The sequence below is a fragment of the Corynebacterium sp. HMSC063A05 genome, from assembly GCF_001809695.1.
Lineage (GTDB): Bacteria > Actinomycetota > Actinomycetes > Mycobacteriales > Mycobacteriaceae > Corynebacterium > Corynebacterium amycolatum.
The window spans coordinates 334,563-355,635 of sequence record NZ_KV798500.1 but is presented as its reverse complement, the minus strand read 5'-3'; the positions used below and the strand labels follow the sequence as shown (position 1 = coordinate 355,635).

Sequence of the window (21,073 nt, the reverse complement as noted above, 5' to 3'; positions counted from 1 at the left end):
CGGTGTGAAACGGGATCCTTTTAAAGGGGTCCCGTTTTTTATTTTTTGGAACGATCAAACATGAGTAGAGCAAATCCAGCGGCAACCCAGACGATGAGAACCCACCACGCTGCCCCAGCACCGTTGCCATCGAAAAATGACAGTGACCTGACTAGGTAGCCAGTCGCCCCAATGGGCATCCACTGGCCAAGGGTGGACCAACCGGCCGGAAGCAGCCAGGGGCCGGTGGACAGTCCAGAGAGCGGGTTCGCCAAGAAAATCGTCAAAATGGCGCCGATGCCCACACCGGGAGTGCCAATAATGGCCGCGAGCCCGGCGGTAAGCATTGAGGTAGCCAGGATTCCCAGAGAAATTGCCAGCCATTCCATGCCGAAGCTGCCCGAAAGCGTGCCGTAGACAGAGTGGAGCATCCACGTTGCCACGAGAGCCCCGAAGACTGCGATGCCAGTGAGGACGCTCAGTTTCGTCCACTTCTTACCGCGGAAAAGGAAGGTGGCTATAACTGCTGAAATGATACCGCCGAAAGCCAGCGGCAAGCCGAGGAGCGCGACACCGGAAGCTTGTGGGTCATCCTGGGTGGTTGGAGCCAAATCCTCCCGCTCTACAGGGATGTTTTGAGACTCGAGGGTCGTCGCAATGCCGTCGATAAGCTGCGAGTAAGGTGCGCCGTTGCCTGAAGCGGTGTAGGCGGTAGCGCCCGTCGGGGAAATGACGATGCCGCCAACAGTTTCGCGATTGAGGATTGACTCGCGTACGGCATCAGGAGTGTCCATCACCTGGATGTCAGGAGCATTGTCGCCAGCTTTGTGCTCGATGGCTTGGGTGATTTGTTCGGACATTGGGGCGGGGGCAGTCAGCGCAATGGGGACATCCTTCGGGCCGGAGGCAAATGTCGGTGCCAGGAACGCGAAGAGCATGAGCCCGATGACGAGCGGAATACCGAAGATCACGGCTACTGCTTTGGGGGCGGGTGAGGCTTTTTTCGTCTCAGTCGTAGCTGTTGACATGGCCTATCTCCTAACTAGAGCAGAGTGTTTCACTTACAAAGTGGAGCATAGTGTTCCGTTTGTTAGGATGCAAGTGTGAGACAAGATGCAGTGATGAACAGTGATGCCATCGTGGAAGCAGCGCGAAAACTCTTGATAGAGCAAGGAGCCGGTGTATCCATGCGTGCGATTGCCAGGGAGGCCGGTGCCGGTGTAGCTACGGTAAGCAGGCACTTTCCCAGCAGGATTGAGCTTCTCGGCGCAGTCGGTGCTCGTGTTGCAGCTGATATCGACAGGATTACTGAGGCAGCCGTAGCTCAGTTTGACGACGATCCGGACGGCGCTTGGCACGAAGCAGTCCACGCGATCGCGGAATTAAGTGTTGCGGCACTTGCCCAGGCATTATTCAGCGATTTCAGTACCAGTTTGGGGAGCGAGGCGAAAAAGATTGATGGCATTATCGAAAAGCGAATGACGGAGTTGCGTCAGAGCTATACGCGACTGCTGGATAAGGCAAAAGCAGCTGGGCTATGCCCGGAGGGCGTTGCACCGATTGATTTCCACCTTGGGCTCGCTGTGGTGTCGCGTCCCCTTCCTAACTCTGCAGCGGTCGAGCAGTACTTTCCCGGTGTGCAAGAAAAGCTTGTGGACTTAATGCTTACGGGTTTGGCAGCACAGGCGAAGGGGAATCACTAAACCCCTCGGTGATAAGTGCTGAAAAATCCTGCACACGTCCCGACGTGCGGTGATTCCCCGAAACGAAGGGGGAGGAAATCTCGGAGACGGCGACTCTCAATCGAGTGTTTGCTACTGTTATTCAACACATGGCAGGTATGCGGAAACTAGGAGAACGCACTATGCGGCAGCCCGGACACCAGGGACTAGCAGTGCAGCGATTAGCAAGACGACTAGCTGTGGCTTTGGTGGCTGCGGCAATCTTGCCAGCCGGTCTTGTAGCTTGCACCATCGACACGGAGGCTTCCAACGCAGGAAGCGCTCAGCAGGCTGCGTCTACGGAAACGCAAACGTCGTTGGCAGCTGAAGAAGAGGCCATGCAGATGCCGAATCCCACTCCGCCGAATGAGGAGTCTGCAATGTCTGATTCTGCTAACCCCGACGCGGTCGCTCCGGGCGATGCACCACAACAGCAAGCTAATCGCGCTACTTCGCGTGCCGACGGTTCCAGCGCTGTAGCTGGCAAGGTCATCTACCTCGATCCGGGACACGCCGGCACCCCACCACCTGCCGACTTGATGGTCACTGACGGCCGCGGTGGCCAGAAGCCATGTAATACCTCCGGTACCGCTTCCAACGACGGCTTCCCGGAGCACGAGTTCAATTGGCTGATGGCGCAGGAAATCAAGCAGCTGCTCGAACAGCGCGGTGCTCAGGTGCTGCTCAGCCGCGAGGATGACACCGGTCGTGCAGATTGCATCGATGCCCGTGCAGAGAAGGAAAATGCCTCCAACGCCGATGCCGTGGTGAGTCTCCACGCTGACGGCGCTGGAGAGGGCAACCGTGGATTCCATGTGTCTGCGATTTCGCAGCCGCTCGCCAATAATGACGAGCAGGGATCTACCGCGCTGGCAACCGCCCTGCGCGATGCTTTCGTCGCAGCCGGTTTTGCTCCATCCAACTATCTCGGCAGCGAAGGACTGAATCCACGCGCAGACCTCACCGGACTCAACCTATCGACGAAGTCAAAGGCACTGGTCGAATACGGCAACATGCGTGATAGCAGCGACATTGCCCTCTTGACCTCCAACGAAGGCCGTCAGCGCTTGGCAGAGGCCACTGTGGCTGGGCTGGAAGGTTTCTTGGCGCAGTAGCCAACCTGCTCATCCAGGCCGTAGCTACCTCACACCAGTCACCGCCACAGCAGCCACCACAGCGGCCAACCGGCCAACCCGCTAACTAGCCGGGTTTGCCTTAGCTTTCGGTGTCATCGCGTCGTAAGGCTCCATCATTGGGATATCCAGCATCGTGCTGGGGGTGCCAAAGGCGTCGACAAGCACCTCAGACCAGGGGCCAAGAGAATCAACAAGATCGGCCAAGCCCGCCCGCGCGCCCTTGGTGCGAGTACCGGTGAGCAGCGACTGCTCCAAGAACCAGCCGGCGTTATCGCAGACCACCGACAGGAAGAACACATCACGAACCTGCTCGAGCACCTCTTGAGAGCGCTCATCTGTGAGTGTGGATTCAGCTTCAAAGAACGCTTCCAAAATCATGCGATCGATATGCGCCCACGCGCAGGAAATCATGTGGTCCTGGACCTTGTCCACCAGCTTCGCGGCCTTTTCCACAGGCAGTTTCCGCGCCGGGCGCAGCCTGCGAGCAAGGGACTTGAGAAGTCGGTTCTCGCGCTCGATGAGCAATTGCATCTGGCTGGCGGGGTCAAAGAGCGAGGACTCATCAGCGTCGGTCAGCGCATCCAAGAGGTTCTGAACGACGGCATCCGCACCAGTGCGACGGCGCAAAATGCCACTGAAATTGTCGAGGCCGAAGCGCACCATTTCCAGATTGGAAAAACTCTGTACCTCCCGGGCAAAACCACCTAAGAGTTCCTTGGTGACCAGCTGCAACATCACCACGTTGTCGCCCTCAAAGGTAGTGAATACGTCGGAGTCCTCTTTGAGAATGGTCAACAGGTTCTCTGCCATGTAGCCAGCTCCACCGGTGGCCTCACGCATCTCCTGGATGGCATCGGTGGCATGCGCGGTGTTCGCGACCTTCAATGCGGCAGCATGCGCCTCCGCTTCACGCAGATCGCGAGCCTGCTCCGGGGTTAGATTCGCACGGTCCAGCCCTTCCGCTTCGAGGTCGTGAATCCGCTTGATTAGCAGGTTGGTGGCAAATTGCAGACCGTAAGAACGCGCAATGCGGGGGAGTAGCCGGATTCGGTGCTGGCGGTGCTCAATGAGTTTCTTTTCCGGCAGCGAATCGTCGGGAGCAAATTGGCGACGCAAGTGGGCATACTTGGTGCCGATGGTCAGTGCGGTGCGGGTTGCCGCACCAGCGGCCGCACCGACTGTCACGCGGCCGCGCACGAGGGCACCGAGCATCGTGAAAAACCGTGCATTGGGGCTGTCAATATCGCTGGTGTACTCGCCAGCGGCCGAGACATCTGCGAAACGGTTAAGCAGGTTCTCCCGCGGCACGCGGTAATGGTCGAACATGAGAGTGCCGTTGTCCACGCCCAAGAGGCCACCCTTGGTGCCGTGGTCGCCAATCGCAACCCCGTCGACAGGCGAACCGTCATCACTGCGGATCCGGGCAACAATGCAGTGCACACCATGGGATTCTTCTTGTTCTGGTGTGTAGAGCTGGCAGAAAACCGCCGCCCAGCGCCCATCGCGCGCGGCGTTGCCCAAAAACCATTTCTCAGAGGAAGCTGTCGGCGAATTGAGGATGAATTCTTCCGTCTCGGGGTCGTAATGTGCCGTGGTTTCGAGTGATTGCACGTCCGAGCCGTGGCCGCGTTCGGTCATCGCAAAGCAGCCGAGAGCCCGCAGCTCAATGAGGTCACGCACCAACTCGCCGTGACGCGCAGTCCCCAGATTGCTGACAGCGCCGCCGAAAAGGCCCCACTGCACTCCGGACTTCACCATCAACGACAAGTCGGTGTGGCCGAGCATTTCAATCCCGGAGAGTGTCCCGCCGGTATCTCCTGTGCCTCCCTGGTCAGTGCGGAAAGCACCATAGGGCATGCCGGTCTTAAGCACCTTGGACAACGCCTCGGTGGTGTGCTGCCTGGCCTCCTCCACGGTCAGCCCAGAGGTGGGCCGCAGGGTGGGGTCTTCTAAAAGGGCGCGGACATCAGCGCGCGCCTCGGGGAAATAGCCGTCCAGGACCTTTTGCAGTGCGCGTGCCACTTCCGGTTCCGGACGGGAGGGGAGTGTCTTCGGAGCGTCGGTCGAGCGCCGGCGGGGGATTCGCGTGGAGCTGGAAGAATTCTGTGCCATAACCCAACGTTAATGGGATATCTGGGGCTTGTCAGTCGCTTTCGACTGAGAAACTCATGAGGAAATCGGGACCGAGGAAAGAGAAAACGGGTTACCGGGAGAAAAAGAAGGTGGAAACGCGAAAGCCGTCGTCAAGCAAATGCTGCATTGTGCAGTGCTTAACGACGGCTTGCGTAATCAGACCCTCGGTGGGGCAGATCCCTTAGCTGTGGGAACTAGACGCGCGACTTAACTTCGTCGAGGTTAGTTTCCGGGTGCTCGATCAGGTCTCGGTCTTCGAGGCCCTTCGGCAGCAGGAACAGGGCGATCAGTGCCGGGATAGCCATGGCCATCAGGTAGACGGAGATGTAGAACGGGTTGCCGGTGGCGTCCATGATCATCTGGGCAATCATCGGAGCGAATGCGCCACCGAGGACGGCGCCGATGGCGTAAGCGATGGAAGCGCCGGAGTAGCGGACCTCAGCCGGGAACATCTCGGAGTACATGGCCGGCTGCGGGCCGAAGGTCAGGGCCAGCGGCAGGGTGAGAACTGCGACGGTCATGATGTACAGGAACGGACCCTTATCCAAGAGGTTCCACATGACGGCCTCCCAAATCATAATCACGACGTAGCCGATGATGAAGGTCTTAGCGCGGCCGATACGGTCGGACCAAGCGCCAGCAAGGAACATGAAGATGGTCCAGCAGATACCGGCGACGAGAGTACCGGTCCATGCAACGGTTGCCGGGTAGCCCAGTGTCTTCTGTGCGTAAGCGCCTAAGAATGCAATCACGAGGTAACCGGTAGCCTGCTGAGCAGCGAAGATCAGGGCACCCTGGATGACCTTGCCCCAGTGGTTGCGGAAGAGCTCTGGCAGTGGAGCGGAGCGCTCGGCGGACTCAGCCTGCATAGCCTGGAAGACCGGGGACTCGTCGACGCTGCGGCGAATCATGTAACCAATCAGAACCAGGATGAAGGACAGCAGGAACGGCACACGCCAGCCCCACTCCATGTAGGCTTCCTCGCCGACGATTGCCATAACAATCAGCATGGTGCCGGTAGCCAGGGTCAGACCCAGCGGAACACCGGCCTGCGGGAATGCGCCGTAGAGACCGCGCTTTTCCTTCGGTGCGTACTCCACGGACATCAGGGCTGCGCCGCCCCATTCGCCACCCGCGGAAAGTCCCTGGAAGATACGGAGCAGAACCAGCAGGATAGGTGCTGCGATGCCGATTGACTCATAAGTCGGCAGCAGACCGATACAGAAAGTAGCTGCACCCATGCCGATGAGGGTGAAGACCAGAATCATCTTGCGGCCGTAGCGGTCACCGATATGGCCGGCGACGATAGCGCCAAGCGGGCGGAAGAGGAAGGAAATACCCAGGGTTGCCCAGGCGAGCACCTGAGCGACCTGTGGGTTCGACTTCGCAGCCGGCTCGATGAAGTGCGGAGCGAGCACGATAGCTGCGGCCTGAGCGTAAATCAGGAAGTCATAAAACTCGATGGTCGTACCCACGAGAGTTCCCGTGAGCACCTTGCGGCGCTGCTTGGGATCATTCGCGATGATCGAAGTAGTCATAAATAACAAGACTTTCTTTACATACCCGTCCGCACGGCCATCGAGGACCTTGGCGATCTCAGCGGTCGTGCAGAAATCGCCCCAGGTTTTTCTCAGCCAGCGTTTGGGGAATGGACAGATTGTTTGACGGTGTCGAATTCTTACACAGCCAGACCGGTAGCGACCAGCGTTTGAACTTCAGCGAGCGATGACAAAAAGTGGGCAACGGGGGTAATGGGGGTTGGTGAATGGCGGTAGATTTCCTTTGTTTGTGACCGAATTCATTTTCTAGATGTCTGAAAAAGGTGGAATCGGGGGTATGTAAAGGGTGTGGAATGGATGCTACTTAACGATGGGCCGTTTCCGGCCTGATGTGCGCGAGCTGAGGGCCGTTCGTGTGTGAGACAGTCTTAAATAGGTGAAATCTGCGTTTTATGGCTGTTCGGCTACCCCCACATTGAACTAATTTGTAATTATATAATCAGAAATTGTGTGAATAGTGTGGCGAAAGTGACGCAAGATACGAAAGAAGTAACGGAACAATAACGATGTAGTGTCGAAAAGGTCATTGCCCCCGGATGGGGCGGGGATGCAAGGTCGGCAACATGCCACCCCGAGACGGGGGTGTGAGCCCCAGGTTTCAGGGGCATTTGTGCCGAGACCAACCCGAGGTGACCAAACTGGGCACGCCACCGCATTAGCCACCACTCCACTAGCCGCCACAGCACTAACCGACTCAGTTGCCCCGCCCCGCCTGCTCAACTATCTCGGCACACCTCTTGTGGTTAGCTCCGGTGGCTTAAATCTGCACCATTGTGCGTAAGGCGCTGGGGACCGTCGTAAAGTAAACGACATGTCTTCTCACGCAGGAACTAACGGCAATGAAAATGAGGTACCTCACGGCAGGGCCAAATCCAATAAGGGCACGCCGTTGTGGTTGCTTGCCGCAATTGCAGTTTTCGCCGTCGCGTGGGGTGGCAACGAATTCACGCCGCTGATGGTGATGTACCGCGAAAATGCCGACCTGGCGCCGGTGTTTATTGACCTTCTATTGCTGGTCTACGCCCTCGGTATCGCGCCGGCACTGCTGATTTCCGGCCCAATCTCGGACCGTATCGGCCGTAAGCCGGTGATGCTCGCCGCGCCGGTTCTCTCGATTTTGGGGTCGACTCTTATTGCGTTGGGCGAGACTACCGCCCCGCTTATCCTTACCGGTCGCTTTATCTCTGGCTTGGCAGTCGGCATTGTCATGGCCGTGGGCGGCTCGTGGGTAAAGGAGCTCTCTGATTCGCGCTTTGACCCCAAGGCCAAGTCAACCTCAGGCGCGAAGCGTCAGTCCATGGCGCTGACCTTGGGCTTTGGTCTGGGTGCGGGAATTGCCGGCACGCTAGCGCAGTTCGCACCGCTGCCGGGGCAGTTGGCTTATATCATCCACATCCTGATTTCTATCCCGACAATCTTCGGTCTGGTGGCTGTGCCGGAGACCCGCCAGTCTCCGCACCTGGGCGGCAGCAACGCCCCGCACGAAAGCGTCTGGGAGTCCCTGCGTACCCCTTCGGTAACTAACCGTCGCTTCCTGCTCGTCGCCGCGATGGGAGCGCCGTGGGTCTTCGGTGCAGCCGGTGTTGCCTACGCAATCATTCCGTCGTTGCTGCAGGACCACGTCTCCCAGCCAGTGTTCTACTCCGCGATGGTCACACTGTTCGCGCTACTCTGCGGTTTCGGTATTCAGCAGATTGGTCCACGCTTTGTGACCGAGCACAACGCCCGCGGTTCGCTAATCGCAATTGGCATCGTGGTTATCGGCATGGGAATGGCCGCATGGATGTCCGCCAACCCCACCGCAGTGACGGCGTTCATTGCAGCGCTGGTGTTGGGCGCCGGCTACGGTCTGTCCATGTTTACCGGCCTCAACGAGGTACAGCGCATCGCTGGCCCACGCGATATGGCTGGTCTGACCGGTATCTTCTACTGCCTGACCTACATTGGCTTCGCATTCCCGGCAATTCTGACCAAGCTCTCCGAGTCCATCTCCTGGATGACCTACCCGGTCATGCTCGGTGGCGGTATGGTCATCGCCATCCTGATGGGCTTGGTTATTTTCTTCAATTCCACTGTCAACCTGCCACAGCGCGCTGAGTAATCTCGCATTCCTCGGAAGACTAATCAACCCCGTCAATGTGAGGTTGGCACACGTATAAGCGGTTTTCCTTACTAAGCGCCTATAGTTCTTCCTATGGAGAAGCACAAGAACGAATCACCGGCCACCGCGATGACAGAATCGTCGGCAAGCGCGAAACCGCGCGCGCTGGTGACGGGTGGTGCGGGATTTATCGGTTCGACGCTGGTTGACCGGCTACTGGCTGAAGGGTACGCGGTCACGGCGCTGGACGATCTCTCCCACGGAAAGCTGGAAAACCTCCAGCAGGCATCGCTTAACGACGATTTTGAGTTCATAACCGCCGATGTGCTGGAGGTGGACTGGGACGAGCTGCTCGAGCAAAGCGGCCCGGAGGTTATTTTCCACCTCGCAGCGCAGATTGATGTGCGGATTTCCGTGGCCGACCCGGTGCGAGATGCGACGCTGAACATCATTGGCACAATCAAACTTGCCGATGCGGCCCGAAAGCACGGTGTCCGCAAGGTTGTGTTTACATCGTCGGGCGGTTCCATCTACGGCACGCCGGAGGAGCTTCCGGTGACGGAAAATGTGCCGGTCAATCCGATGAGCCCCTATGCCGCCTCAAAGGCAACGGGCGAACTGTACTTGAATATGTTCCGCAATCTTTACGGGCTCGAATGCTCGCACATCGCGCCGGCGAATGTGTACGGCCCGCGGCAGGATCCGCACGGCGAGGCCGGTGTGGTGGCTATTTTCGCTCAGCGACTGCTGGCGGGAGAGCCAACCAAGGTATTCGGTGACGGAGGAAATACCCGCGACTATGTCTATGTCGACGATGTGGTGGATGCTTTCTACCGCGCATCCGGCGAGGTCGGTGGTGGAATGCGCTTTAATATTGGCACCGGCGTAGAAACCTCGGATCGGCAGCTGCACTCGTTGGTGGCGCAGGCTGCGGATGCCGAGGATAATCCAGAGTTTGCACCGCCGCGCACTGGTGATGTGGCGCGGTCGGCGTTGGATCCCACGCGGGCGCGTGAGGTACTCGGCTGGGAGCCAGCTATGAGTATTCAGGAGGGCGTTGCCCGTACTGTGGAGTACTTCCGGAATCAGGGCTAGCGCAACTTGCGCGGGTGGCTTCGTGCACTCGCCCGCGTAAGTTAGCAGCGAGTCAGCCAGGTTACTTGCCAGCTTCCTCCGTGCGCTTGGCGTGGATGAGAGCCAGCTCGATATTGTCCTCGAACACATCGACAGGCTGTGCGCCCGAGACGAACTGAGTACCAACGAGGAAGCCTGGAGTACCGGAAATGCCCAGCATGGAACCGAACTGGGTGGCATTCTCGACCGCCTCGGTCCACTTGCCGTCCTTAAGCTCCTTTTCAAAGCGCTTCACGTCCGGCACACCGGCCTCACGAGCGACGGCAATCAGTTCCTTTTCAGTGAACTCCGGGTGGCCCTGGCCCTTCTCGCCGGCCTTCTTAAACAGCGCACGGGAGAATTCCCAGAACTTGCCCTGAGCTGCTGCGGCACGGCCGGCCTCAGCGTCCTTGATGGCCTTCTCGCCATTGATGGCCATGTCGTTCCACTCCAGGCGGACCAGTCCCTCATTGACGTACTTTTCCACGAGGGCAGGCTCGGTTTCGTTTGTGAACTTCGCGCAGAACGGGCATTCGAAGTCCGAGTAGATCGAGATTACGACCGGCGCATCCACTGCACCGAGAGCAAAAGGATCATTTTCATTGCGGCGGTGGACATTGTCCATATCCTCCGGGGACTTTAGCTGCGCTCCCGCCTTTGGGCCGTAGATGCTGGCGTCGAAAGAGCCATTCGGGCCAGGTACAGGCGCAATTTCCCCCTTGCCTGGTGCAACGCCCGCCATGTTGACGGTGCTCACGCCGTTGAAGCTAGCCGAACGCGAGCCAGCGAAGAAGCCCGCTGCGCCGACAACAATCAATGCGACGACAGCTAGCGCCCATGCGGCGTTCGGAATCGAGTACCACGACTTGGTTTTTCCATCACTGTCGGCAGACCAGGACTCCAAGTCCTGCTCAGTGGGTACCGGCTGAGAAGCCTGCTGGGGTTCCTGCTGTGTCCCCTGCGGCGCTGCGTCTGCCGAGGGCTGCTGCGAATCGCTGCTGTTGTCAGCGGCGATGTTGTCCTTATTTTCTTCGCTCATGGCTTCTATGGAACCACAGCCTCAGATTCACATGCGCTTAGCGTGCCGATTAGTCGGACGGAGCGTTGTTCTCGACGTTTGTCGCGCTGTCTTTTTGGCTGCTGTTCTGGCTGCCCGAAATCACAATTTCTTCTTCCGGACGCACAGCGGTCTTCAAGGCCACTGCACGAGCCAGTCGTGCGTAGCGCAGCTCCTGTTCGCGGAAGCGGATGTAGGACGACACCGTGGTAAACACGAACGCCAACACCAGTACGTAGAGCAGCAAATCGGTGCCTCGGTTCACACCAATCCAGTTGGCCACCACGGTCAGATCGTCGGGACGCACGATTGCCCACAGGCACGCGATGACGAAAACGACGAATCCCAGTTTCACGCCCGCCTTGGCGCGCGCTTTACGACGGTTAGCGACGAAGTAAGCCACCAGGCCCACCATCGCCAGCAGCAAAATAATTTGAACGATGGATGCGGTCATGGCAGCCTCTTCGAAATCAGGGAGTCGGCAAGGATATTGACACCGTTGAACAAGGATTGCCCTTTGGACATGGAGTATTCCGTGTAGAGGATATCCACCGGCTGCTCAGCGGTACGCCAGCCTCTGCTGTCCATGACCTCGACAAATTCGGAGGCATGGCTCATGCCGTTCATGCGCAGGTTCAGTTGCTCTGCCACCGTGCGGTTGAAGGCGCGCAGGCCGTTGTGGGCGTCGGTAAGCCCGAGTCGGCGCGTGCGTGGTGACAACATGACTACCGTCTTGAGGACAATTCGCTTAATCAGCGGCACCTGGTCATCCTCGGCGCGAGGGCGGCCGAAACGGGTTCCCACAATGATGTCGATTGGTTCGGTGCGTAGTCGCTGCACCATAGCGACGACGTCCTTGACCTGGTGCTGGCCATCGGCGTCGAAGGTGACAAAGTACTTCGATCCAGCCTGCGCGCGAGCGTATTCCACGCCGGTCTGGATAGCGGCACCTTGACCCAAATTGACAGGGTGGTTGACCAGGTGAGCGCCGGCCCTGTGGATCTCCAGGCTGGAGTTATCCGAAGAGCCGTCGTTGACCGCGACAATGTTGGGGAAGGTCTCGCGAGCGTGCTCGAGAACCTCACGAATAACCTGGCCCTCGTTGTAGCACGGCACAATCAGCCAGGTGTCCGAGAAATCCATGTTGTCAGTCATCGCTCCGAAGCCTACCGCACAAACAATCGTCGATATGCGCGTGACATGAGCTGAGTTGGCAAAAGTCGGAAAAGTGTCCGCACCGCCAAGTTAAACACCGCCCGCGGCCGGGAAATCAGTCCCTCAGCTACCAGCGTGCGCTGGAGCTGGCGTTCACCGCGGATGATGCCGCGCGAGGTCCGCCGCTCGAACATGCCGTCGGCGCGGAAGTACACCAGCGGCTCGGGCAGATTCTCAAACTTCGCGCCGGCGGCCCTGAGGCGCACCCAGAGGTCATAGTCTTCCATCAGACGGATGTCGCGATACCCGCCGACCTCACGCACCTTCGCCGTGCGCAGCATCGAGGAGGGGTTATTTACAGGCGAATTGATCTTGATATAACGCGCAATTTCGGCGTGCGTCTGCGGCAGAGTCCGCACGCGCACCACATTGTTCGGCGTGCCCTCGAACTCCGCCATTGCACTGCCCAATACATCCAACTCCGGGTCAGCGGTCAGCGCGTCCCACTGCTTTTCAAATCGGTCCGCACGCGCAATATCGTCTGCATCCAGCCGCGCCACCCATGGTGTTTCCACCAGCTGAAGACCCGCCTGCGAAGCCACTCCCGAGCCACCATTTTCCGCACACCGCAGCACTGTCATCTCCGAATGCGCCTGTTCATGCTTGACGACGACCCGGTCGAGTTCCTGCCCAATCGGGCCATCGATGACCACAATGACGTGCGCGGCCGGACGCGTCTGGCCCCACAGCGACTGCAGCGCAGTATCAAGCTGGTTGGGGGCGACGCGGTGGTAAACGGTCATGAGAACCGTGAGGTTAGTGATGGTAGACATGTGAGTCTCGAGCCTCGGGTTTTACAGGGGGATTTGGACGGTTTTTTTTGGGGGGGGGGACGGTATTGGACGCGGATGGTGCTATTCCACCGCAAAAGCTTCCGACACAGCTGACCTGGCAGCACGCGGGGAAAGCTTGCGCAGCGCAAGCAGATGAATGACAACACCTACCGCAGAGCCTACGGCGATAGCCGCGACCGTGCGTACCGACAGGTGCACAGGGAGGAAAAGAATGGCAACGGCAATCGTGGTCGCTGCCAACCAACCGAACAGATACATGTGATGCTTCTCCACGGCCAAGGTGACCGAGCCGGTGACCATCAACATGGCGGTCAAAGTCGCACCGAGCGTCAGCGCTGCGAGGACCGGCCCGGACACGTGATAGCTCTCGTCCAGGATCAGAGTCATAATCCACGGCCCGATGAGCCATGCCAGGCCGGCCCCGAAGGCGCCGAAAGCAGCCAGCGCTCCCAGCGGCTTGGCCAACGCTGCCAGCACGCCCTCGGAGCGATGCCGGACAAAGCTCACAATGATGGCGTTTTGGAACTTCTCCAGGGGCATGAGCAGCGGAGCGCGGGTTAGCGTTACGGCGTAGGCGATCCCCGCAATGGTCACCGCTGCGGTGAAGTTGTCGGCATGGGGTGGGGTGAGCGACTCGGCTATCCCGGCACCAGTGGTGACCGCTTCGCCGGCGATCTTGACGATTGTCGGAAAACCTGTAACCAGCACAGCAGATGCGCCGGATGCGCCCATGGCCGTGACCATAAGAGTGATGAAGCGGCGTACCGGGACGTCGGCACGCGCGAACATGACAGAACGGGTTGCTGAGGAAAACACTGCGAGAATAAGCCAACTGACAGTGCCGAACACCGTGATAATCAACCAGGCCAGCAGGCCCCAGCCGAAGTACCAGGCGATGAGTGCCAGCGCCACGCGCACGAGAATGTCGATCATGATTAGCGCAGCGTAAGGGCCCCACAGTTGGCGGCCGCTGAGCAGACCCGAGGTGGTTGCCTGCATGGAGTACAGCGCCAGACCAAAAGCCATAAGCAGAATTGCAGTGCCGGCGTCATCCTGCACGACTAGTGGGGCCCACAGCGGACCCGTCACTGCCATGGTGATGAAAGTAACTGCGGCGACGCCCAGGGAAACTGTGATGGGACGAGCGCCGAGAGTTTGACCCGCTTCCGAGGCTTCCCGCTCCCGCCCCTGATCGTGCTCTCGCTCCCGTGATTCCGCAGCACCGATTGCGCGCGTCGTCTCCTGCATCAGCCCGCCGAGAACACCCGTGAGCGCGAAGAACAGTCCCCAAAACGCCACGAACTGCAGATTTACTGCATTGGGAAGTGCGCGGGCCGAGATAATCAGCACCGCGAAGCTGCCTATCGCCGCGACAATCGTGGCCAGCGACAACCATTTGAAACCGGACATTGACGTGCCTCTAGCTCTCTAGTCCTTGGCCTTCGAGTAGCCGAGCTTTTCAAACTGAGCGGCCAGTTCCTCATCCACGATTGGAGCACCATTATCGTCGATGCCCTGGTCAGCAGGGGAGCGCGTCGGATCAGTGGGGAAGTCCGGCAAGGAGCTGCGTGACAGCCAAGAGTCAAAGATGACATCCAGGTGCGAGGTGGTGATGCCACGCTCACGGCATACGCGGTTGGCCAGTGCGCGGAAGTCCACTGCATCGACCACACTGTGGCGGTTGGTGGTGGTCCACTTGCGCACCAGGTCGAAGAACACCTCGTCTCCCAGCAGCAGACGCAGAGCGTGCACAGTCAGCGCGCCGCGCTTGTACAGACGGTCGTCGAACATCAGCTTGGGCCCTGGGTTGGCGATGACGATGTCCTGATCATCTTCAAGCAGGTCCAGGTAGTGCTTGCGGGCGTGCACATCCGCGCTGGCACCGCCGCTGACCTCGGACCACACCCACTCGGAATAGCAGGCAAAACCCTCGTTGAGCCAGATATCGCGCCACTGCGAAATGCCGACACTGTTGCCGAACCACTGGTGTGACAACTCGTGGGCAATCAGTCGATTCCACGTGTCCTTGCCGTCGGCGTGGTTGGCTCCGAAGATGGACAGACCCTGTGCCTCGATGGGGATCTCCAGGTCGTCTTCACAAATGACCACCTGGTAGGCACGGAAGGGGTAAGGGCCAAAGAGCTTGGCGAATTCATCGAGCATGCGTCCCTGGTCGCGGAAGTCGTGGCGGGCATTTGCCACCAACTCAGAGGGCACCCAGGCCACTACGGTCGAGGTCTGGCACGGCAGCTCCACCTTCTTAAACTGGCCGACATTGATGGTGGCCAAGTAGGAGGCCATGGGCTCCTCGGTGACAAACCGCCAGCGGCGGCGCGATCCGCCCACGTTCACCGGAGCGTCGGCAAGCCCTGGTGCGACGACCTCGTAGGGAGCGTCGGTGACCATCGTGAACTCGTAGAACGCCTTGACCTCGGGATCGTCATCGCAGGGGTACCACGACGCCGCGCCCACCGGCTGCGATGCCACGAGTGCGCCGTTTTCCAGTTCCTCCCAGCCAATTTCGCCCCACTTCGAGCGCACCGGACGTGGCGTGCCCGAGTAAGTGACAATCAGCCGCAGCGTTTCGTCGGGAGCCAACTCGCGGTCAAAGGTGACGCGCAGCTTGCGTCCCGAATGGCGCCAGCGCTTTACATCGATTGAGTGTGCCTGCGAATCGGAAATCGCATCCACCGAATCGGCCCCCAGCGCATCCGCAAAGTCGAGCGTGATGTGTGAGGTCCAAGCATTGATTTCGATATGCAGAGTCGCCGTCGCCTTCAGACGATTCGGCCCGACCCGATAATCGAGGTCCAGCTCGTATTTGTTCACCCGGAAACCCAGGTTGAACGCAATACCGGTATAAGGATTATTGAAATCAGCGCTACTCACGGCTGTTACCTTACTTGAGCTTGTTCCACAGCCACGTAGATATGAGTGCCTCGACGAACGCGACCTGCGAATTATCCGCCGCACCGGCGTGGCCTCCTTCGGTATTTTCGTGATAATCCACCGGCTGTCCCGCTTCCTCCAGCAGCCACGCCAGGCTCCTCGCATGTGCCGGGTGGACACGGTCATCCCTGGTAGACGTCGTAATCAACGCTGGTGGGTAGGCGCGCTGCTCTCGCTTGACGACGCGCTGGACCGGCGAATACTGCGCAATCGCAGCCCGCTCGGTGGGGTCGTCCGGGTTTCCATATTCGGCCATCCAGGAGGCTCCCGCGGACAGCTTGTGATAGCGCATCATGTCCGCCAGTGGCACCTGGGACACCACTGCGCCCACCAACTCCGGGTAGGAGGTTAGGCAGACAGCGGTCAGCAGCCCGCCGTTGGAACCACCGCGCACGCCCAGCTGCTCGCGCGTGCAGTAGCCGCGTTCAACCAGGTCGCGCAGCACGGCCTGATGATCCTCATAGACCCTCATCCGCTCAGTCTTGACCACCGAGGAGTGCCAGGTCGGGCCGAATTCGCCACCGCCACGCAGGTTGGCCTCCACGAAGTACCCGCCCCGCTCGAGCCAGGTCAGGCCACGAATCGCCGAGTACTGCGGGACCAGTGAGACCTCGAAACCGCCGTAGGCGTGCACGAGGGTAGGGGCTGGGTTCGGAGTGGGTGTGGCTGTGGTTGTCTCTGCACTAGCGCCTGCGTCGAAGCGGCCGGTGATGCGATACGGAATCCGCGTGCCATCGGCCGAGGTCGCCCAGTGCTGCCGCGTCTCCATCCCCTCACTGTCGAAGAGCGCCGGAGCACGCCGCACTTCCGTGAGCGGGTTGCCGACTTGCCCGTACCAGAGAGTTGCCGGCTGCGTTGCCGAGGTCGACACCAACCAGATTTCATCGTCGCGTTCAGAGGCCGTATCAATCACGCTCACAGTGGCCTGTGCCGGTAACTCGCCGAAAGCCTCCACCGGCTCCCACGAGCCCTCCCGCAACACGACCAACTTCGTCGCGACATCCTCCAACAGCGTCAACACCAGGAAGTTCTTCGTCCACGCCAGCTGCTGGAACGAGGTGTGCGCATCAGGGGTGAAAATCACCTCCACCTCACGCGAGCCCGCCAGCCACTTATCGAGCTCCACAACGGCCACGCCACCAGCCGGAATGCCATTGAACTCCGTGCGGGGCATCAGCACCAACCACTGCCGATGGACACTCGTGCGACAGTCCTGCGGCACCTCCAGGATCTGCAGGGAAAAGTCCCCATTCTGCTGCGCCGCCAACTTGCCCGGACGCTCCGCTGCCACGAACCGCTGCGAATTATAAAAATCATGCGCACGCTCGACAAACAGCCGCTCAAAACCCTCCGTCGCGTCGAACCAGCCGCCCACGGCCACATCATCACTGTGGCCCGAGAAAACCACATCCGCGCTTGACGACGGCGTGCCGCGCCGCCACCTACGCACCTGCCGCGGGTAGCCCGAATCCGTCAGTGACCCCGGACCAAAGTCACTGCCAACGAGAATTTCGTCACGACCCAACCAACAGACATCGGACTTCGCCTCCGGGAGGTAGAACGACTCATCCTCGACAAAAGTGCAGTTGACGAGGTCAAACTCCCGCACCACGGTGGCATCGGCGCCGCCGCGAGAGAGCAGAATTAACGCGCGGTCGTAATCCGGATAACGGCACACCGTGCCTTTCCAGACCCAGTTTTCTCCCTCGGCTTTCGCCAGCGCATCGAGGTCAATCAGTACTTCCCACTCGGTCGCCTGCGGATCTTCCTGGCCAGCCAGATAGCTCTGCAACGAGGTGCGCCGCCACAGGCCCCGCGGATGCCCGGCATCCCGCCAGAAGTTATAGAGGTACTCGCCGCGCCGCACCGGATACGCGATCCGGGCATCGGTGTTGAGCGCAGTCAGGATGCGTTGTTCCAGGTTGGTGCGGTCGCTGGTGTCGTCGGCAAGCGAATCGACGCCTGCGACGGTGGCCTCCGACTGCGCGCGAGCCCACGTCAGCGCCTGGGAGCCGTCGATATCGTCCAGCCAATCGGGGACAAGGTCAGTGGAGAGGAAGGAGAAATCGTTGCCCAAGTCGGTGTCCGTGTCGGTGCCCATGCCCACCACCGTAGCCGACCGCAGTAGGTAAAACCGGGACTCGCGCGTGAAGTAAAGACAAGTCGTGCGTAGACTTGTGCACGTGGCTGAACATTTTGATCTTGTAGTACTCGGCGGCGGTCCTGGCGGATACGTCGCAGCAATCCGTGCATCCCAGCTGGGTCTGAAGACCGCTGTGGTGGAGAAGCAATACTGGGGCGGTGTCTGCCTCAATGTTGGCTGTATTCCATCCAAGTCTCTGTTGAAGAACGCCGAGGTGGCGCACATTTTCAACCATGAGGCTAAGACCTTCGGTATCTCCGGCGATGTCTCCTTTGACTTCGGTGCCGCACACGCGCGTTCGCGCAAGGTGTCCGCGGGCATTGTCAAGGGTGTTCATTTCCTGATGAAGAAGAACAAGATCACCGAAATCAACGGTTTCGGTGAATTCACTGGCCCGACCTCCATGGCCATCACTGATGGCGATGACGAAGGCAAGGAAATTACCTTCGATAAGGCGATTATTGCGACCGGCTCTGTCGTCCGTTCCCTGCCGGGCGTTGAGGTCGGCGGCAACATCGTTTCCTACGAAGAGCAGATTCTCTCCGACGAGCTGCCGGACTCCATGGTTATCGTCGGCGCTGGCGCCATCGGTATGGAGTTCGCATACGTCTTGGCCAACTACGGCGTGGATGTCACCATCGTCGAGTTCATGGACAACGTTCTACCGAACGAGGACGCAGACGTCTCCAAGGTTATTGCCAAGGAATACAAGAAGCTGGGCGTCAAGCTCATGACTGGACACAAGACCACCTCCATCGTGGACAATGGTGACTCGGTTGAGGTCAAGGTCGAGGCCAAGGATGGCGGCGACGAGCAGACTCTGACCGTCGACCGCGTTATGGTCTCCATCGGCTTCGCACCGCGCACCGAGGGTATCGGCCTGGACAAGGCTGGTGTTGAGTTGGGCGAGCGCGGCGAGATTGTCATCGACGAGTACATGCGCACCAACGTCGATAACATCTACGCCATCGGTGATGTCACCATGAAGCTGCAGCTGGCACATGTCGCTGAGGCACAGGGCGTTATTGCAGCTGAGCACATGGCGGGTCACGAGACCGAGACTATCCCGGACTACAACATGATGCCGCGCGCAACCTTCTGTAACCCACAGGTTGGTTCCTTCGGTAAGACCGAGGCACAGGCCAAGAAGTGGGCAGAGGAGAACGGTCGCGAGATTAAGGTCTCCACCTTCCCGTTCTCTGCCAACGGTAAGGCGCAGGGTCTGGCGGAGCCGGTTGGTTTCGTGAAGCTCATTGCAGATGCCGAATACGGCGAGCTGCTGGGTGGCCACATGGTGGGCGCCAACGTTTCCGAGCTCATGCCGCAGCTGGTTCTGGCGGAGAAGTACGAGCTGACCACTGAGGAAATCGGCCGCGCCGTCCACATCCACCCGACCATGTCCGAGGCCATGAAGGAAGCAGCCGAGGGCGTTATGGGCAAGATGATTAACCTGTAAGAGGTTGTGGCTTTGGCCTAGGGCCAGTTTTCGCTGGTCCCGGCTCAGGTAGATACGAGTTAGTGCTTAAGTTTATGACAGTTTGACCGTGAAAATCGGTGCGAAAGTGTCATAAACTTAAGCACTTCCTTTTTTGGGGTCTTCCCCCGCAAACCAAGCCCCCCGCAAACAGGCCGACCCTGCGCCCGTCGTAAAGCGAATTAGTACGGTGAGACGGTGGAGCGGTGCATGTTGATGTCGATATCCCGATGAATCGGCGGGAACGCGCGCTGCGGACATGCCTCGCGGGAGCAGACCCTGCAGCCGGCGCCAATCGGGGTGGCGGCATCGAGGTCCGCGAGATCGAGACCATCGGCGTACACGGTGCGCTCGGCGTGACGGGCCTCGCAGCCCAAACCGATGGCAAAAACCTTACCTGGCTTGCCGAAACGCGCCGCATGATGCTCCACGGTACGGGAGATCCACATGTACGGCCGACCATCCGGCATGAGCGCGACCTGCCGCATGACCTTGCCGGGATAGGAGAAGGTCTCGTAGACGTTCCACAGCGGGCAGGTACCGCCCGAATGCGTGAAGTGGAAGCCCGTGGCGGATTGGCGTTTGGACATGTTGCCCGCGCGGTCGACGCGCACGAATGTCCACGGGATGCCGCGCAAGCTGGGACGTTGCATCGTGGATAGTCGGTGGCAGATGGTCTCGTAGCCGACTCCATACGTGCGCGACAACAGCTCGATGTCGTAGCGTTTCGACTCAGCCATCGCATGGAACGACTCATACGGCAGAATTAGCGCCGCAGCGTAGTATGTCGCGACACCGCGCTGTGCCAGTTTCCTCGACTCCTCCGACATGAAATGCCCGGACGCGACAGCCTCGGAAATGGTCTCGCCCTGCTCCAAAAACCCCAGCTCCGTGGCCATGCGGAAGGCCCGCTGCCCCGGCGAGAGGTGCCGCGCGAGGTAGAGCGTCTTCGTCCGCCGATCAAGGCTGTGCTGCACATCGCCTAACGACGATTCCAGCGCAATCCGAATCCCATGGTCGTTGGACAGCCTGTCGGCCAGCACAGAGACCACATCGGTGGTCTCGTCGGTGATGCGCAGCTCGCGGGCCAGTTCCTCGGCGGCCGTGTCGACCGAAGCGATGTAGTTCTGGCGGGCATAGAAGTAGTCGCGGACTTCCTCGTGTGGCATGGTCAGCGCCTGTGAGCCGGAGGCGGTGTCGGTGCTGTTGCCGAAGTTACGCTCCTCGGTGGCCAGGGAGAGTTTGTCGGTGACGTTGCGGTAGCGGCGGTGGATGTCCACCATGATGCGGGCGATATCAGGGTGGTCGCGAACCATTTCCGAGATCTCCTGCAGATCCATAGGGGACTTGGCGATCTCCTTGTCCATCACCACGTCCTGGACCTCAGCGAGGAGGCGGGAGTCGTCATCGCGGGAGAAGAAAGTCGCATCAACGCCGAATGTGTCTGTGATGCGAAGTAGCACGGGCACGGTTAGTGGGCGGACATCGTGCTCGATTTGGTTGACGTAACTAGCCGAGAGGCCCAACGCCTGCGCGAGCGCGGCCTGGCTGAGGTCGCGCTCGCGGCGGAGCTGGCGGAGGCGAGATCCGACATAGGTTTTCGACATACTGCCCAGCATATCGCGGGCTTTGCTGAATTTGTGTAGAAAGCCGTTGCAACCTTTGCTTAGGTGCGTAGGCGCTCAGGTTCTCTGGCACG

Annotated in this window: 16 protein-coding genes; 5 read left to right on the top strand and 11 right to left on the bottom strand. The window is 59.6% G+C overall.

Going from position 1 to position 21,073, the window contains the following annotated elements; genetic code table 11:
- Nucleotides 1–38 precede the first annotated feature (38 nt).
- Nucleotides 39–1,007: a hypothetical protein gene (locus HMPREF2651_RS05425; RefSeq protein WP_049180733.1), complete on the bottom strand. Its 969-nt coding sequence runs from the start codon at nucleotides 1,005–1,007 to the stop codon at nucleotides 39–41.
- A 75-nt stretch (nucleotides 1,008–1,082) separates the two neighbouring features.
- Here HMPREF2651_RS05425 and HMPREF2651_RS05420 point away from each other — a divergent pair, with 75 nt between their 5' ends.
- Nucleotides 1,083–1,682, top strand: a complete 600-nt coding sequence (locus tag HMPREF2651_RS05420; protein ID WP_193393884.1) for a TetR/AcrR family transcriptional regulator — start codon at nucleotides 1,083–1,085, stop codon at nucleotides 1,680–1,682.
- Nucleotides 1,683–1,843: 161 nt separating this feature from the next.
- Nucleotides 1,844–2,815: an N-acetylmuramoyl-L-alanine amidase gene (locus tag HMPREF2651_RS05415; RefSeq protein ID WP_049180734.1), complete on the top strand. Its 972-nt coding sequence runs from the start codon at nucleotides 1,844–1,846 to the stop codon at nucleotides 2,813–2,815.
- 81 nt (nucleotides 2,816–2,896) lie between these two features.
- On the opposite strand, the gene HMPREF2651_RS05410 is transcribed toward HMPREF2651_RS05415, so the two are convergent.
- Together HMPREF2651_RS05410 and HMPREF2651_RS05405 are read right to left on the bottom strand one after the other, a co-directional pair.
- Nucleotides 2,897–4,948 (bottom strand): acyl-CoA dehydrogenase family protein, encoded by a 2,052-nt coding sequence (locus HMPREF2651_RS05410; RefSeq protein ID WP_049180735.1) that lies wholly within the window; start codon nucleotides 4,946–4,948, stop codon nucleotides 2,897–2,899.
- A gap of 215 nt (nucleotides 4,949–5,163) precedes the next feature.
- The gene (locus HMPREF2651_RS05405) at nucleotides 5,164–6,507 is read right to left on the bottom strand and encodes an MFS transporter (RefSeq protein ID WP_049180736.1); all 1,344 of its coding nucleotides are present in this window, start codon (nucleotides 6,505–6,507) and stop codon (nucleotides 5,164–5,166) included.
- 832 nt (nucleotides 6,508–7,339) lie between these two features.
- Between HMPREF2651_RS05405 and HMPREF2651_RS05400 the strand changes: the two genes are divergently transcribed.
- Complete coding sequence (locus HMPREF2651_RS05400) at nucleotides 7,340–8,629, top strand: MFS transporter (RefSeq protein WP_049180737.1); 1,290 nt, start codon at nucleotides 7,340–7,342, stop codon at nucleotides 8,627–8,629.
- A gap of 129 nt (nucleotides 8,630–8,758) precedes the next feature.
- Nucleotides 8,759–9,724: a GDP-mannose 4,6-dehydratase gene (locus HMPREF2651_RS05395; protein ID WP_038629306.1), complete on the top strand. Its 966-nt coding sequence runs from the start codon at nucleotides 8,759–8,761 to the stop codon at nucleotides 9,722–9,724.
- A gap of 61 nt (nucleotides 9,725–9,785) precedes the next feature.
- Here the strand turns inward: HMPREF2651_RS05395 and HMPREF2651_RS05390 are convergent, their stop codons facing one another.
- The 7 genes from HMPREF2651_RS05390 to HMPREF2651_RS05360 all read right to left on the bottom strand — a co-directional run bounded on the left by HMPREF2651_RS05390 (nucleotide 9,786) and on the right by HMPREF2651_RS05360 (nucleotide 17,858).
- Nucleotides 9,786–10,781 carry a DsbA family protein gene (locus HMPREF2651_RS05390; RefSeq protein WP_049180738.1) on the bottom strand — a complete coding sequence of 332 codons (996 nt, stop codon included), beginning with the start codon at nucleotides 10,779–10,781 and terminating at the stop codon, nucleotides 9,786–9,788.
- A 49-nt stretch (nucleotides 10,782–10,830) separates the two neighbouring features.
- Nucleotides 10,831–11,253, bottom strand: a complete 423-nt coding sequence (locus tag HMPREF2651_RS05385; protein WP_038627495.1) for a DUF2304 domain-containing protein — start codon at nucleotides 11,251–11,253, stop codon at nucleotides 10,831–10,833.
- Nucleotides 11,250–11,942: a glycosyltransferase family 2 protein gene (locus tag HMPREF2651_RS05380; RefSeq protein WP_038629309.1), complete on the bottom strand. Its 693-nt coding sequence runs from the start codon at nucleotides 11,940–11,942 to the stop codon at nucleotides 11,250–11,252. Before HMPREF2651_RS05380 ends, HMPREF2651_RS05385 begins: the two co-directional genes overlap by 4 nt.
- A gap of 23 nt (nucleotides 11,943–11,965) precedes the next feature.
- Complete coding sequence (locus HMPREF2651_RS05375; protein WP_049180739.1) at nucleotides 11,966–12,787, bottom strand: glycosyltransferase; 822 nt, start codon at nucleotides 12,785–12,787, stop codon at nucleotides 11,966–11,968.
- An 81-nt stretch (nucleotides 12,788–12,868) separates the two neighbouring features.
- Nucleotides 12,869–14,218, bottom strand: a complete 1,350-nt coding sequence (locus HMPREF2651_RS05370; protein ID WP_049180740.1) for a polysaccharide biosynthesis protein — start codon at nucleotides 14,216–14,218, stop codon at nucleotides 12,869–12,871.
- A gap of 18 nt (nucleotides 14,219–14,236) precedes the next feature.
- Nucleotides 14,237–15,697: a M1 family metallopeptidase gene (locus HMPREF2651_RS05365; protein ID WP_049180741.1), complete on the bottom strand. Its 1,461-nt coding sequence runs from the start codon at nucleotides 15,695–15,697 to the stop codon at nucleotides 14,237–14,239.
- 10 nt (nucleotides 15,698–15,707) lie between these two features.
- On the bottom strand, nucleotides 15,708–17,858 hold the full coding sequence (locus HMPREF2651_RS05360) for a prolyl oligopeptidase family serine peptidase (protein ID WP_080972798.1): 2,151 nt from the start codon (nucleotides 17,856–17,858) through the stop codon (nucleotides 15,708–15,710).
- An 82-nt stretch (nucleotides 17,859–17,940) separates the two neighbouring features.
- Between HMPREF2651_RS05360 and lpdA the strand changes: the two genes are divergently transcribed.
- The gene (gene lpdA, locus HMPREF2651_RS05355) at nucleotides 17,941–19,356 is read left to right on the top strand and encodes a dihydrolipoyl dehydrogenase (RefSeq protein ID WP_038629314.1); all 1,416 of its coding nucleotides are present in this window, start codon (nucleotides 17,941–17,943) and stop codon (nucleotides 19,354–19,356) included.
- A gap of 200 nt (nucleotides 19,357–19,556) precedes the next feature.
- Here lpdA and ramB read toward each other — a convergent pair whose 3' ends face one another.
- Nucleotides 19,557–20,981: an acetate metabolism transcriptional regulator RamB gene (gene ramB / locus HMPREF2651_RS05350; RefSeq protein WP_038629316.1), complete on the bottom strand. Its 1,425-nt coding sequence runs from the start codon at nucleotides 20,979–20,981 to the stop codon at nucleotides 19,557–19,559.
- Between the last annotated feature and the right edge of the window lie 92 nt (nucleotides 20,982–21,073).

What these genes read in the sequence shown, in the direction of transcription:
- HMPREF2651_RS05390 (WP_049180738.1), bottom strand. Translation starts at nt 10,781, where the DNA reads ATGAGCGAAGAAAATAAGGACAACATCGCCGCTGACAACAGCAGCGAT.
- HMPREF2651_RS05410 (WP_049180735.1), bottom strand. Translation starts at nt 4,948, where the DNA reads ATGGCACAGAATTCTTCCAGCTCCACGCGAATCCCCCGCCGGCGCTCG.
- ramB (WP_038629316.1), bottom strand. Translation starts at nt 20,981, where the DNA reads ATGTCGAAAACCTATGTCGGATCTCGCCTCCGCCAGCTCCGCCGCGAG.
- HMPREF2651_RS05360 (WP_080972798.1), bottom strand. Translation starts at nt 17,858, where the DNA reads ATGGGCACCGACACGGACACCGACTTGGGCAACGATTTCTCCTTCCTC.
- HMPREF2651_RS05425 (WP_049180733.1), bottom strand. Translation starts at nt 1,007, where the DNA reads ATGTCAACAGCTACGACTGAGACGAAAAAAGCCTCACCCGCCCCCAAA.
- HMPREF2651_RS05380 (WP_038629309.1), bottom strand. Translation starts at nt 11,942, where the DNA reads ATGGATTTCTCGGACACCTGGCTGATTGTGCCGTGCTACAACGAGGGC.
- HMPREF2651_RS05370 (WP_049180740.1), bottom strand. Translation starts at nt 14,218, where the DNA reads ATGTCCGGTTTCAAATGGTTGTCGCTGGCCACGATTGTCGCGGCGATA.
- HMPREF2651_RS05400 (WP_049180737.1), top strand. Translation starts at nt 7,340, where the DNA reads ATGTCTTCTCACGCAGGAACTAACGGCAATGAAAATGAGGTACCTCAC.
- HMPREF2651_RS05385 (WP_038627495.1), bottom strand. Translation starts at nt 11,253, where the DNA reads ATGACCGCATCCATCGTTCAAATTATTTTGCTGCTGGCGATGGTGGGC.
- HMPREF2651_RS05395 (WP_038629306.1), top strand. Translation starts at nt 8,759, where the DNA reads ATGACAGAATCGTCGGCAAGCGCGAAACCGCGCGCGCTGGTGACGGGT.
- HMPREF2651_RS05415 (WP_049180734.1), top strand. Translation starts at nt 1,844, where the DNA reads ATGCGGCAGCCCGGACACCAGGGACTAGCAGTGCAGCGATTAGCAAGA.
- HMPREF2651_RS05405 (WP_049180736.1), bottom strand. Translation starts at nt 6,507, where the DNA reads ATGACTACTTCGATCATCGCGAATGATCCCAAGCAGCGCCGCAAGGTG.
- HMPREF2651_RS05375 (WP_049180739.1), bottom strand. Translation starts at nt 12,787, where the DNA reads ATGTCTACCATCACTAACCTCACGGTTCTCATGACCGTTTACCACCGC.